The following is a 12,223-nucleotide window of genomic DNA, read 5'->3' as shown; positions in this document are numbered from 1 at the left end:
GGAACGGGGTGCCGACCCGCGACACCACGCGGGCGGCCGGCGTTACGCCCACCCCACCAGCCCCGGGGGTCGCCCGGCTCGGCTGGCCCGGGCGGCATGGGCCCGGGTCGGTTCGACCCTGGAAGGAGGGGGCGTCCGGTGGGACACCTCCGCCGACGAGCAGCGCCGCGACACGGCACCGCCCGGAAACCAAGCTATCGTTAAGTTCCACATGCTGCCCACTGTTCCCAGCAAGTGGACGGGCCTCAGCGGGCGAAGAAGTGCCAGCCGAGCCACCACCAGAAGCCGAACAGGCCGATCCGACCCACCGGCACCGAACCGACCTGGTACTGCATGACGTAGGCACAGACGTCACCGAAGGACGGCACCCGCGACCCCTCCCGGCGGGACGCCCACTCGACCACGGCGAAGAGCACCAGCGAGACCAGAAAGCCACCGATGGCCAGCGTCCGCATCATCGCCGCACCAGCCCCCAGAACGCCGCCAGCCAGGCGAACCAGGCGGCGGAACGGACCAGGGCGTCCTCCAGCAGCGGGTCGGCCAGCCGGGAGAAGGTGGGGAAATCGTCCCCGGCCGCCGCCACGAAGGTGGCCCCCTCGAAGACACCGAAGATCATCACCGGCAGCACCCACCAGACCGCGCCCCGGCGCAGCCGTTCCGGCGCGGGCCGACGCGGCACCCGCTGGCTCAGCCCGAGCCAGACCAGCACGCCGCCGGTGCCGATGGTGTAGAGGTTCGCCGAGGTCGAGAAGGAGGGTAGCTGGCCGCCCACCAGGGACAGGCAGGCCAGCACGGGCACGACCACCACTGGACGGTCCCACACCCGGGGCGCCTCGGCGGCGATCTCGTGGGGCTGCTCCATTCCGCGATTGTCCCCTTCCGTCACGGAGCGCGGGAAGGCCGACACTCCCCGGAGTCAGCCCCGATCATCCCGATTGATGAGGGCCACGTCCAACGTGTTACGAATCCGGCCGGCCACCTCGGCCGCCGTACCCTGCCCGGTGAAACCCGCCGCGAACCGGTGTCCGCCACCGCCCAGGGTCACCGCGACCAGACTGACGTCCACCGCGCCCTTGCTGCGCAGGGAGACCGCCCAGGCGTCCCCGGCGATCTGCTTCAGCACGCAGCTCACGTCCGCCTCGGCGGTGCACCGCACCGAGTCGATCAACGGCTCCAGCACCCACGGCTGCTGGTCGTGCCGGGCCAGGTCGTCCAGGGTCGCGTACGTCCAGACGAAGCCGTGGCCGCCGGCCGCCGTCGGCTCCAGGCAGGTCCGGGCGAGCACGTCGGCGTGCAGCCGGACCGCTCCGAACGGCCGGGTGTCGAAGATCCGACGGGAGATGTCCCCGGGCCGGATGCCGGTGGCGAGCAGCCGGGCCGCCAACCGGTGCACCTCGGGCGTGGTGGCGTCGAACCGGAACGAGCCGGTATCGGTCGCCAACGCGACGTAGAGGCACTCGGCGATCCCGGCGTCCAGCGGCACTCCGAGCCGGCGGAGCAGTTCCTCGGCGACCACCGAGGTCGCGGCGGCTCCCGGCTGCACCAGCAGGACGTCACCGAAGCCGGTGTTCGAGGCGTGGTGGTCGAGCACCACCGCCACCGGCGCGGTGTCCAGCCGGTCGACCAGCTCACCCAGCCGCGACTCGCTCGCCGCGTCGAAACAGACCACCAGATCCGGGTCCGGGTACGCCTCGGTGGCCGGCACCAGCAGTTCCAACCCGGGCAGCTCGCGGAACGGCTCGGGCACCTCGGGCGGGCCGGGGAAGGTCGCCTGCACCCGACGCAGACCGGACCGGCGCAGCCCCAGCCCGAAGCCGAGCATGCTGCCGAGCGCGTCACCGTCCGGGTTGACGTGACAGATCAGCAGCACCCGGGCGTCCGGGGCGAGCCGGCGCACCGCGTCGACGGCGGCGGCCCAGTCGGCCTCGGTGGGACCGGACACGGCCACCGGGCCGGTCGGTACACCGTCCCGCTCCGTCGCCGCCACCAGCAGCCCGCCGGACCCCCCGGAACCGGACGGGTCGACGGCGGATCCGCCCGGACCACCCCGTCCGCCCGTCGACCCGCCGGAGTCCAGCGGGCCACCCGGTCCACCGGAGCCGAGCGGGCCGGATGATCCGCCGGAGTCGTCGGTCACCGCCGGTCCCCACCCGTCGAGGAGACGTCGTCGGACTCCTCGCCGGTGGTGTCGTCGGACTCGTCGTCGTCGGAGTCGAGCCGGTACGGCTGGGCGTCACCGGCGTACGCCGCCTTCGCGGCCAGCCGCTGCACCTCGGCATCGGCGTTACGGGCCTGGGCCAGCAGGTCGTCGATGTGCTTGACCTGGTCCTGGACGTCGTCGAGGACGAAGGTCAGGGTCGGCGAGTGCCGCAGGCCGAGCGCCTTGCCGACCGTGCTGCGCAGCATGCCCTTCGCGCTCTCCAGCGCGGCGGCGGTGCCGGCCTGCGCGGCGGCGTCACCGAGCACGGTGTAGAAGACCGTGGCGTCCCGCAGGTCGGCGGTGATCCGCGCGTCGGTGATGGTGATCATGCCGAGCCGCGGGTCCTTGATCTGGGTCCGCACCACCGACGCGACCAGCTCACGCACCCGCTCGGCGTGCCGGCGTACCTTGGCCGGATCCGTCATCTCCGCCACCTCCACGGCATCGACGTTCCGGCCCGGCCGGGCGGCGCGGACGCCACCGGACCGGACCGGCCAACAGTTCGAACAGTACCCGCGCCGGCGTCGCCGTCACGCGGCACCGACTCAGTCGTCCGCGCCGTAGAGACGTCGACGGACCGACAGCAGTTCCGCCTCCGGGCGGCCCGCCACGAGGCGCTCGCACGAGTCGAGCACCTCCCGGACATGGGCCGCCTCCGCGGCCACCACGGCCACGGCGATCTCGGCCCGACCGTGCAGGTCGAGCGCTCCCACCTCGGCGGCCGAGACGTCGAACCGGCGCAACGCCGCGACGATCGGCCGTACGTATGATCTCTTGGCCTTGAGCGACCGGGAGTCGCCCGGCAGCAGCAGGTCGAAGACCGCGGTTCCGGTGAACATCGCCTCGGACGATACCCGGCCACCGCCCCCCATGATCAAGGGGTTTACGCCACACGGGCGTAAACCCCTTGATCAGGTGTCACCGGGGGTCAGCTACGGACCTTCTCCCGCATCTCGAAGGTCTCGATGATGTCGCCGACCTGGACGTTGTTGTAACCGCCCAGAGTCAGACCACACTCGAAGCCCTCGCGGACCTCCGTGGCGTCGTCCTTGAACCGCTTGAGCGAGCTGATCGTGAGATTGTCCGCCACGACCGCCCCGTCGCGCAGCAGCCGCGCCTTGGCGTTGCGTCGGATGATCCCCGACCGGACGATACAACCGGAGATGTTGCCGACCTTGGACGAGCGGAACACGTCGCGGATCTCCGCGGTGCCCAGCTCGACCTCTTCGTACTCCGGCTTGAGCAGGCCCTTGAGCGCCGCCTCGATCTCCTCGATGGCCTGGTAGATCACGGCGTAGTACCGGATCTCCACGCCCTCGCGGTCGGCGATCTCGCGGACCTTGTTGGCGGCCCGCACGTTGAAGCCGATGATCGTGACCGCCTCGGACGAGGCGCTCGCGAGCATGACGTCGCTCTCGGTGATCGCGCCGACGCCCCGGTGGATGATCCTGAGCTGGACCTCCTCGGGGATGTCGAGGTTGAACAGCGCGTCCTCGAGGGCCTCCACGGAACCGGAGACGTCGCCCTTGAGCACCAGGTTGAGCGAGGTCTTCTCGCCCTCCTTGAGCTGCTCCATGAGCGTCTCGAGGGTGGCCCGGCCACGGGAGTTGGCGAAGCTCGCCGCCCGCCGCCGCGCCTGCCGCTGCTCGGCGATCTGCCGCACGGTCCGGTCGTCCTCGGCGGCCAGGAAGGTGTCACCCGCACCCGGCACCGCGGTCAGACCGAGCACCAGGACCGGACGGGCCGGACCGGCCTCGGCGACCTGGTTGCCGTTCTCGTCGAGCATCGCCCGGACCCGGCCGTGCGCCCCACCGGCGACGATCGAGTCGCCCGCCCGCAGGGTGCCCTTCTGCACCAGCACCGTCGCGACCGCACCACGGCCCTTGTCCAGGTGCGCCTCGATCGCCACACCCTGCGCCGGCCCGTCGATCGGAGCGGTCAGCTCCAGCGACGCGTCGGCGGTCAGCAGCACGGCCTCGAGCAGGTCGTCGATGCCGATGCCGGGCTTGGCCGCCACGTTCACGAACATGGTGTCGCCGCCGTACTCCTCGGCGACCAGGCCGTACTCGGTGAGCTGCTGGCGGACCTTGTCCGGGTTCGCCTCCGGCTTGTCGACCTTGTTGACCGCGACCACGATCGGCACCTCGGCCGCCTTGGCGTGGTTGAGCGCCTCGATCGTCTGCGGCATCACGCCGTCGTCGGCCGCGACCACCAGCACCACGATGTCGGTGACCTGGGCACCACGGGCACGCATGGCGGTGAACGCCTCGTGACCCGGGGTGTCGATGAAGGTCACCGCCCGGTCCTCGCCATCGTGCGGGACGTGGACCTGGTACGCGCCGATGTGCTGGGTGATGCCACCGGCCTCGCCGGCCACCACGTTCGCCTTACGGATCGCGTCGAGCAGCTTGGTCTTACCGTGGTCGACGTGACCCATGACGGTCACCACCGGCGCCCGGCTGACCAGACGGTCCTCCGCGACCTCGGCGTCGAGGTCGATGTTGAACTGCGCGAGCAGCTCGCGGTCCTCGTCCTCCGGGCTGACGATCTGGACGTTGAAGCCCAGGTGCTCACCCAGCAGCAGGAGGGTGTCGTCGGAGCAGGACTGGGTCGCGGTGACCATCTCGCCCAGGTTGAACATCTCCTGGACCAGCGAACCCGGGTTGGCGTTGATCTTGTCGGCGAAGTCCGACAGCGAGGCGCCACGGGAGAGCCGGACGACCTGACCCTGACCCCGGGGGGCACCCGAGCTCATGGTCGGGGCCGACAGGTTGTCGAACTCCTGTCTGCGCTGCTTCTTGGACTTGCGGCCACGGGTCGGCCGGCCACCCGGACGCCCGAAGGCACCCGCGGCACCGCCGCCACGGCCACGACCGCCACCACCGGGACGACCGCCGCCACCGGCGGGCGCGCCCGGCCGGAAGCCACCGCCGGCACCGGCACCGCCGGCGCCGCCGCCGGGACCGCCGCGGAAGCCACCGCCACCGCCACCGCCACCGGGACCGCCACGGAAGCCACCGCCACCGCCACCGCCACCGGGACCGCCACGGAAGCCACCGCCACCGCCGCCGCCGGGACGACCCGCGCCACCGCCGCCGCCGGGACGACCCGCGCCGGGACCACCCGGACGGCCGGGACGCTGGCTCGGCATGGAGGCCGGGCTGGGCCGCGGCGGCATCGAGGCCGGGCTGGGCCGCGGCGGCATGGACGCCGGGCTGGGCCGGGGGCCACCGCTGCTGCTGGCCGGCGGCCGGGACTGGCCACCACCGGAGATTCCGAACGGGTTGTTGCCCGCGCCCCGCGCCGGCGGACGTCCACCGGGGCCGGGACGGCCCGGGGCCGGCGCACCGGTACGACCGGCTGCCGGCGAACCCGGACGGGGCGGGATCGCACCCGGACCCGGACCCGGCCGTGGGCCGGGACGGGTGGTGCCGTCCGTCGGGGGCTCCCGGCGGACGTTCTCACGCTGCTGCTGCCGGGCGGCCTGCGCGGCCTTGACCGCGGCCTCCTGGTCGGCCTTCAGCTGGGCGGCGCGCGCCTCGGCGGCGGCCACCTCGATGTCGTGGGCACTCGCCGGCTTGGCGACCGGGGTCACCGCGGGCGGCGGGCCGGGGACCGGCCCCTTCGGCTTCGGACCTGGCACCGGCCGCCGGGGCGGCATCGGCTTGGCCGAGATCCGGGGCTCGCCGGGGGTCGGCGGCGGGGTCGGTGTGGGCGTCGGGGACGGGCTCGGGGCCGCCGCCGGTGGGGCGGACGGTGTCGAGTTGCCGGCGACGAACGCACCACGCAGCCGTCGGGCGACGGGCGCCTCGACCGTGCTGGACGCGGACTTCACGAACTCGCCCATTTCCTTCAGCTTGGCGAGAACGGTCTTACTCTCGACCCCGAGCTCTTTTGCCAGCTCGTGTACGCGGGCCTTGCCTGCCACTGCACTCCTCACTCCGAGGTCGTGCGGGCAGCACCCGCAGCGACCTCACTCGTGCACTTGAAGCCTGGTCATTTCAGGGACTTCATCGTGTGCTCATGTCGGTCGTCCTACCTTGCTAGCGACTCCCGTCCGGTCGGGATGACCGGACGTAGAGCTTGGTGCGTCGACGTGCTTCGCCAGCTCACCGTGATCAGGGACCCCGGTGACACGCAACGCGCGCCCGAAGGCGCGACGCCGCACTGCCAGCGCGAAGCAGGCCGGATCCGGGTGCAGGTTCGCTCCCCGGCCCGGCAGCCTGCGGCCCGGATCGGCTCGGAGGCTGTGACCAGTCTCGTCACCGACCGCGACGACCCGCAGGAGGTCGCTGGCCGGCGCGCGTTTCCGGCAGCCCACACAGGTGCGCTCCGGCTGCGCGCGTCGTACCACTGGAGAAGTCTACCCCTAGCTGCTCGAGATCGCGCCGCCCGGCTCCGGGACGTGATCAGCACCGCGTCGACCGGCCGGCGCGGACTGCTCGGCATCGGAGCGGATGTCGATCCGCCAACCGGTCAACCGGGCAGCAAGCCGGGCATTCTGCCCTTCCCGCCCGATCGCCAGCGACAGTTGGAAGTCCGGCACGGTGACCCGGGCCGTCCGGGTGGAGAGGTCGACCACCTCGACCCGGAGCGCCTTGGCCGGCGACAGCGCGTTGCCGACGAAGGTGGCCGGGTCGTCCGACCAGTCGATGATGTCGATCTTCTCACCGTGCAGCTCGCTCATCACCGCGCGGACCCGCTGCCCCATCGGGCCGATGCAGGCGCCCTTGGCGTTCACGCCCGGCGTGGTGGAGCGGACCGCGATCTTCGTACGGTGACCTGCCTCACGCGCGATGGCGCTGATCTCCACGGTGCCGTCGGCGATCTCCGGAACCTCGAGGGCGAACAGCTTCTTCACCAGGGCCGGGTGCGACCGGGACAGGGTGATCTGCGGGCCGCGCATCCCCTTGGTCACGTGCACCACCACGCACCGGATCCGCTCGCCGTGGACGTACCGCTCGCCGGGCACCTGCTCGGACTGCGGCAGCACCCCCTCCAGCTTGCCCAGGTCGACGCTGACGATGCCCTTCTCGGCCCGCGCCTCGTGCGCCTGCACCACGCCGGTGACCAGGTCGCCGTCCCGGCCCACGTACTCGCCGAAGTGCACCTCGTCGGTGGCCTCCCGCAGCCGCTGGAGGATCACCTGCTTGGCGGTCATCGCGGCGATCCGGCCGAAGTCGTGCGGGGTGTCGTCGACTTCCCGGACCACCGTGCCGTCGGCGTCCAACTCCTGGGCGTAGACCAGGGCCTGCCCGGTCTTGCGGTCGATCTCCACCCGGGCGTGCGACTGGGCGCCCTCGGTGTGCCGGTACGCGGTCAGCAACGCGGTCTCGATCGCCGCGAGGATCGTGTCGAACGGGATCTCCCGCTCGCGCTCCAGTGCGCGCAGCGCCGCGAGGTCGATGTTCACCTCTCCTCGTCCTCCACATCATCTTCGTCATCGTCGATGTCATCGCCGGCCTCGCCGGCCGGGTCGGTGCCGTCGAACTCGTCCGCCTCGTCGATCTCGTCGAGGCGGCTGAACTCGACCTGCACCCGGCCGGGGCCGAGTTCGGCGTAGGTCCACTCCGCGCGCCCGCCGTCCAGGTCGAGCACCACCCGCTCGTCGTCGGCCCCGACCACCCGGCCGGTGACCTGCCGGTCCGCCGGCTGTCCGGCGCGCTGACCGGGCAGTGCCGCCCGGGTGGTCACCTTCACCAGTCGGCCGACGTTGCGTCGCCAGTGCCGGGGCAGGGTGAGCGGGCGGTCCACCCCCGGGGAACTCACCTCGAGCTGGTACTCCCCCGCGACCAGGTCGCCGTCGGTGGTCTCGGCGGCGTCCAGCGCCACCGAGACCACCCGGGAGACGTCCGCCACGGCGTCCAGGTTGATGCCCTGGTCACCGTCGACGATCACGCGTACCACGTGCCGACGGCCGGCCCGCGAGACGGAGAGATCCTCCAGGTCGTACCCGGCGGCGGTGACCACGGGCTCGATCACGGCCCGCAGCCGGGACCGGCGGGCGGCCAGGTCCTCGCGCGGGGCGGTGCTGGCGCGGGGTCTCCCCGTCGACCTGGTGGCACGGCCACGCTGCGTCATCTGGCGCACCCCTCTCGGTGTCGACGGTGCCCGGACGGGCGACCACGGCGGCACGCCACCGGAGCGGTTCGCCCCCGGTGGCTGCGCAGAGCGTAACGCGCCTGCCGCCGAAGCGACCGGGCGGCGCACCGACGTCGTTGCCCGCGAACGGTAGCCGATGGTGTTGACTTGTCCGGTGGCGATCGGCAGAACAACACAGCGTGGCGAAACCTCCGGACATTCCCGGCGAAAGGTGCTCCGTACCGGAACACTCCTGGCCCTCGGCGCAGCCACCGCCCCGGTGACCGGCTGCGGCCTGCTGGGCCGCAACGACCCCCCACCGCCGCCGGACCCGCTGCAGTCGCTGGTCGACGGCGCGCTCGACCTCGCCGCCCGGCACCGGGCCGCGATCGCCGCCGACCCCGCGCTGGCGGCTCGGCTCACCCCGATCGCCGAGGCGCACCAGGCGCACGCCGCCGAGCTGGCCGCGACGATCGGTACGCCCCTGCCGTCCGCCTCGCCGAGCGCGCCGGCCGACCCACCCACCGGGGACACCGGCACGGTGCTCACCACGCTGCGGGAAGCCGAGGAGCGGGGACGGGCCGAGGCGGCCACCCGCTGCGCCGACGCACCCGCCGACCGGGCCGCCCTGGTCGGGTCGATCGCGGCGGCCCGCGCCACCCACGTGGAGGCCCTGCGATGAGGGCACCGACCGTCGAGGAGGCGCTCGGCGCGGCACTGACCGCCGAGTACGCGGCGATCTTCGCGTACGGGCCGATCGGGGTACGACTGGGCGACGCCGCCCGCAAGGCCGCGCGGGAGGCCGAGGCCGCCCACCGGGGTCGCCGGGACGAGCTGGTGCTGCGGCTGAGCAGCGGCGGCGGCACCGTCCCCGCCGACCTCGCCGGGTACGCGCTGCCGTACCCGGTCACCGACGAGGAGAGCGCGCTGCGGCTCGCGGTCGAGGTGGAGGAACGCACCGCCGGGTACTGGCGGGCGGCGCTGGCCGCCACCACCGGCGCGGAACGGGCCCGGGCGCTGGCCGCGCTGACCGACTGCGCGGTCCGGGCCACCCGCTGGCGGCGCACCGCCCGGCGCACCCCGCTGACCGTCCCGTTCCCCGGCCGGACCTGACCGACGCCGCCGGCGACGCGGGCCCGCACCAGCAGGGATCCGTCCCGGGTGGGCCGCCGCCGTCGCGCGGACCTGACCGACGCGGCGGGCCCGCGGCGCGGAGCTGACCGACGCGGCGGGTCCTGCGGCGCGGGGGTGGTCGAGGCGGTCGGCACGTGGACGGGCCGCCGCGGTGGCCGTTCCCTGACACCGGGGTCCCTTCCGTGAGCCAAAGGCGGCACACTGGGCGGATGTCCGTTCTGGGAAACCTGACCCGGCGGCTGGGCCACCACCGCTGGTTCGGTGCCGCCGCCCGGCTGCTGGTCCCCGCCGACCGGCTGGTCGGCCGGGTCACCAAGGGCCGGGTGGTCGCGCTCGGGCTGGTGCCGTCCCTGGTGATCACCACCACCGGACGCCGCTCCGGCAAACCCCGCAGCAACCCGCTGCTCTACGTGCCCGACGGCGACGGGTACGTGGTGGTCGGGTCGAACTGGGGACAGCAGCACCAGCCGTCCTGGGCGCTGAACCTGATCGCCGAGCCGCGCGCCGAGGTGGCCGTCAAGGGTCGCCGGGTGCCGGTCCGGGCCGAACTGGCCACCGGCGCGGAACGGGACCGGCTGTGGCGGCTCCTGGTCACCGAGTGGCCGGCGTACCAGACCTACCTGGAACGGGCCGGCGGGCGGGAGATCCGGGTCTTCCGACTCGTCCCGACCGACGCGTCGGACGGAAGCCACCCCGGCGGCTGAACGGTCCCCGCCCTGCGCACGGGCCCGTCATGCGCGGGCATGGGTGGCGGGAGCCCAGGGGCGCGCACGGTCCCGCCGGGGTCGCCAAGCGCGCGGGGCCGCCGGGGCGCGGGGTCAGCCCAGGCCGCCCTGGACGCCGATCAGGGCGCCGATGAGGTAGGTCGCGGCGGCCGCCGCCGCGCCCAGGAGCAACTGCCGCAACCCACCGAGCAGCCAGGACCGCTTGGTGAACCGCGCGACGATCGCCCCGGCGGCGAACAGCCCGGCCCCGCCGGCCGCCAGGGCCAGCCACAGACTGGTGAAGCCGACCAGGTACGACAGCAGCGGGATCACCGCGCCGATCGAGAAGAAGACGAACGACGAGAACGCGGCCGTCCAGGGGCTGGGCTGGTCGTCCGGGTCGACGCCCAACTCCTCCCGGACGTGCACCCGCAGCGCCTCCTCCGGGTCGCGTCGGACCGCCTCGGCGACCTGCATGGCGAGGTCCCGGGGCAGGCCCCGGGCCACCCAGGCGTCGGCGAGTTCCCGGGCCTCCGCCTCGGGATGGCGTTCCAGCTCCCGGCGTTCCTTGGCGACCTCGGCGGCGACCTGCTCGTTGGCCGACTTGACGCTGGTGTACTCGCCCAGGCCCATCGAGATCGCCCCGGCGACCAGACCGGCGGTGCCGGTGAGCACGATGGCGCGGGCCGAGACCCCGCCCCCGCCGACGCCCGCGATCAGGGCGATGTTGGTGACCAGGCCGTCCATCGCGCCGAAGACGGCCGGCCGCAGCCAGCCGCCGGACACGTCCGCGTGGTGCGCCTCGCGCAGCGCCGCCGGGGTGTCGCTCACGGCAGGGTGAGGATCTCGTGACCGGTCTCGGTGACCAGGACCGTGTGCTCGAACTGGGCTGTCCACTTCCGGTCCTTGGTGACCACCGTCCAGCCGTCGTCCCACATGTCGTACTGGTGGGTGCCCAGGGTGATCATCGGCTCGATGGTGAACGTCATCCCGGGCTCCATCACGTCGGTGGGCCGGGGGCTGTCGTAGTGCGGCACGTACAGGCCGCTGTGGAAGGCCTCACCGATGCCGTGCCCGGTGAAGTCGCGGACCACGCCGTACCCGAAGCGCTTGGCGTACGACTCGATGACCCGGCCGATCACGTTGATCTGGCGGCCCGGGGCGACCGCGCGGATGCCGCGCATCATCGCCTCGTGGGTCCGCTCGACCAGCAGCCGGGCCTCCTCGCTGACCTCACCCACGCAGAAGGTGGCGTCGGTGTCCCCGTGCACCCCGCCGACGTACGCGGTGACGTCGACGTTGATGATGTCGCCGTCGGCCAGCACGGTGGAGTCCGGGATGCCGTGGCAGATCACCTCGTTCAGGCTGGTGCAGCAGGACTTGGGGAAGCCCCGGTAGCCCAGCGTCGACGGGTACGCGCCCTGGTCGACCAGGAACTCGTGGACCACCCGGTCGATCTCGTCGGTGGTCACCCCGGGCTTGCAGTGCTCACCGGCGAGCTGCACGGCCTGGGCGGCGATCCGCCCGGCGACCCGCATCCGCTCGATGGTCTCCGGGGTCTGGACGTGCGAGCCACGCCACTCCTGGGGGCGCTTCTTGCCCACGTACTCCGGTCGACGGATGTGCGACGGCACCGGTCGCCACGGAGAGAGCGTGCCTGGGGTCAACGGCGCACGGACGGTCATCCGTCAAGCCTATCGCCGGACCGGGCGGCCCCCGCAGGGCCGGGTGCGCCCACCGTCCGGTGGTTGCCGCCGCCGGTGCGCTGTGCCAAGGTGTGACCGTGGATCAAGGGGGACCCGCGCCCGTCTTCGCTGCCAGCGCCGAGGTCGACGGGGATCACCTCCGGGTCGTGGTACGCGGCGAGGTCGACATGGCGACCGCCGACACGATGCGGCAGACCGCGCTGCGGGAGCCGGCCCGCCGGCTCACGTTGGACCTGCGCGCCGTCACCTTCTTCGACTCCGCCGCCGTGCACGCCGTCCTGCAGCTCGCCGAGCGTTTCCCGGCCGCGCTGACCGTCCTGCCGTCCCGGCAGGTCCGTCGGGTGCTGGACATCTCCGGCCTCGGCGACCAGGACTGGCTCGCAGCGGACTGAATCGTC

Annotated in this window: 15 protein-coding genes; 4 read left to right on the top strand and 11 right to left on the bottom strand. The window is 73.2% G+C overall.

The annotated features are described in order from the left end of the window. Positions 1–245: 245 nt before the first annotated feature. The 9 genes from PVK37_RS14445 to rimP all read right to left on the bottom strand — a co-directional run bounded on the left by PVK37_RS14445 (position 246) and on the right by rimP (position 8,281). A complete protein-coding gene (locus PVK37_RS14445; RefSeq protein WP_275035113.1) occupies positions 246–455 on the bottom strand; it encodes a DUF6186 family protein in 210 nt (69 codons plus the stop codon). Beyond that, complete coding sequence (locus PVK37_RS14440; protein ID WP_275034499.1) at positions 455–862, bottom strand: hypothetical protein; 408 nt, start codon at positions 860–862, stop codon at positions 455–457. The genes PVK37_RS14445 and PVK37_RS14440 overlap by 1 nt, the downstream gene beginning before the upstream one ends. A 54-nt stretch (positions 863–916) precedes the next feature. After that, positions 917–1,948, bottom strand: coding sequence for a DHH family phosphoesterase (locus PVK37_RS14435; protein ID WP_423791080.1), 1,032 nt, complete (start codon positions 1,946–1,948; stop codon positions 917–919). A 185-nt stretch (positions 1,949–2,133) separates the two neighbouring features. Then, positions 2,134–2,625 carry a 30S ribosome-binding factor RbfA gene (gene rbfA / locus PVK37_RS14430; protein ID WP_275034498.1) on the bottom strand — a complete coding sequence of 164 codons (492 nt, stop codon included), beginning with the start codon at positions 2,623–2,625 and terminating at the stop codon, positions 2,134–2,136. 120 nt (positions 2,626–2,745) lie between these two features. Beyond that, positions 2,746–3,039, bottom strand: a complete 294-nt coding sequence (locus tag PVK37_RS14425) for a DUF503 domain-containing protein (protein WP_275034497.1) — start codon at positions 3,037–3,039, stop codon at positions 2,746–2,748. Positions 3,040–3,128: 89 nt separating this feature from the next. Beyond that, on the bottom strand, positions 3,129–6,128 hold the full coding sequence (infB, locus tag PVK37_RS14420) for a translation initiation factor IF-2 (protein WP_275034496.1): 3,000 nt from the start codon (positions 6,126–6,128) through the stop codon (positions 3,129–3,131). 93 nt (positions 6,129–6,221) lie between these two features. Then, a complete protein-coding gene (locus PVK37_RS14415; RefSeq protein ID WP_275034494.1) occupies positions 6,222–6,554 on the bottom strand; it encodes a YlxR family protein in 333 nt (110 codons plus the stop codon). A 15-nt stretch (positions 6,555–6,569) separates the two neighbouring features. Next, the gene (nusA, locus tag PVK37_RS14410; RefSeq protein WP_275034493.1) at positions 6,570–7,613 is read right to left on the bottom strand and encodes a transcription termination factor NusA; all 1,044 of its coding nucleotides are present in this window, start codon (positions 7,611–7,613) and stop codon (positions 6,570–6,572) included. Continuing rightward, a complete protein-coding gene (rimP, locus tag PVK37_RS14405) occupies positions 7,610–8,281 on the bottom strand; it encodes a ribosome maturation factor RimP (RefSeq protein ID WP_275034492.1) in 672 nt (223 codons plus the stop codon). The genes nusA and rimP overlap by 4 nt, the downstream gene beginning before the upstream one ends. Positions 8,282–8,513: 232 nt before the next feature. On the opposite strand from rimP, the gene PVK37_RS14400 reads away from it, so the two are divergent. From PVK37_RS14400 to PVK37_RS14390, 3 genes are all read left to right on the top strand, one after another. Further along, on the top strand, positions 8,514–8,963 hold the full coding sequence (locus tag PVK37_RS14400; protein WP_275034490.1) for a hypothetical protein: 450 nt from the start codon (positions 8,514–8,516) through the stop codon (positions 8,961–8,963). After that, positions 8,960–9,394: a ferritin-like domain-containing protein gene (locus PVK37_RS14395; protein ID WP_275034489.1), complete on the top strand. Its 435-nt coding sequence runs from the start codon at positions 8,960–8,962 to the stop codon at positions 9,392–9,394. Before PVK37_RS14400 ends, PVK37_RS14395 begins: the two co-directional genes overlap by 4 nt. A gap of 230 nt (positions 9,395–9,624) precedes the next feature. Next, positions 9,625–10,119, top strand: coding sequence for a nitroreductase family deazaflavin-dependent oxidoreductase (locus PVK37_RS14390; protein WP_275034487.1), 495 nt, complete (start codon positions 9,625–9,627; stop codon positions 10,117–10,119). A 114-nt stretch (positions 10,120–10,233) separates the two neighbouring features. Here the strand turns inward: PVK37_RS14390 and PVK37_RS14385 are convergent, their stop codons facing one another. Both PVK37_RS14385 and map read right to left on the bottom strand, forming a co-directional pair. Beyond that, positions 10,234–10,950, bottom strand: coding sequence for a VIT1/CCC1 transporter family protein (locus tag PVK37_RS14385; protein ID WP_275034486.1), 717 nt, complete (start codon positions 10,948–10,950; stop codon positions 10,234–10,236). Further along, the gene (gene map / locus PVK37_RS14380) at positions 10,947–11,804 is read right to left on the bottom strand and encodes a type I methionyl aminopeptidase (protein ID WP_275034485.1); all 858 of its coding nucleotides are present in this window, start codon (positions 11,802–11,804) and stop codon (positions 10,947–10,949) included. The genes PVK37_RS14385 and map overlap by 4 nt, the downstream gene beginning before the upstream one ends. 98 nt (positions 11,805–11,902) lie before the next feature. Here map and PVK37_RS14375 point away from each other — a divergent pair, with 98 nt between their 5' ends. After that, positions 11,903–12,217: an STAS domain-containing protein gene (locus PVK37_RS14375; protein ID WP_275034484.1), complete on the top strand. Its 315-nt coding sequence runs from the start codon at positions 11,903–11,905 to the stop codon at positions 12,215–12,217. Positions 12,218–12,223 lie beyond the last annotated feature (6 nt).

It is taken from the genome of Micromonospora cathayae, assembly GCF_028993575.1.
In the GTDB taxonomy this organism is placed as follows: domain Bacteria; phylum Actinomycetota; class Actinomycetes; order Mycobacteriales; family Micromonosporaceae; genus Micromonospora; species Micromonospora cathayae.
Note: the sequence above shows the minus strand (reverse complement) of the source record. Positions and strands in the feature narration are given on the sequence as shown.

Bases quoted from the DNA above. Each gene is read 5' to 3' on its own strand.
- PVK37_RS14425 (WP_275034497.1), bottom strand. From the start codon at position 3,039: ATGTTCACCGGAACCGCGGTCTTCGACCTGCTGCTGCCGGGCGACTCC.
- rimP (WP_275034492.1), bottom strand. From the start codon at position 8,281: ATGACGCAGCGTGGCCGTGCCACCAGGTCGACGGGGAGACCCCGCGCC.
- rbfA (WP_275034498.1), bottom strand. From the start codon at position 2,625: ATGACGGATCCGGCCAAGGTACGCCGGCACGCCGAGCGGGTGCGTGAG.
- PVK37_RS14440 (WP_275034499.1), bottom strand. From the start codon at position 862: ATGGAGCAGCCCCACGAGATCGCCGCCGAGGCGCCCCGGGTGTGGGAC.
- PVK37_RS14445 (WP_275035113.1), bottom strand. From the start codon at position 455: ATGCGGACGCTGGCCATCGGTGGCTTTCTGGTCTCGCTGGTGCTCTTC.
- map (WP_275034485.1), bottom strand. From the start codon at position 11,804: ATGACCGTCCGTGCGCCGTTGACCCCAGGCACGCTCTCTCCGTGGCGA.
- PVK37_RS14390 (WP_275034487.1), top strand. From the start codon at position 9,625: ATGTCCGTTCTGGGAAACCTGACCCGGCGGCTGGGCCACCACCGCTGG.
- PVK37_RS14395 (WP_275034489.1), top strand. From the start codon at position 8,960: ATGAGGGCACCGACCGTCGAGGAGGCGCTCGGCGCGGCACTGACCGCC.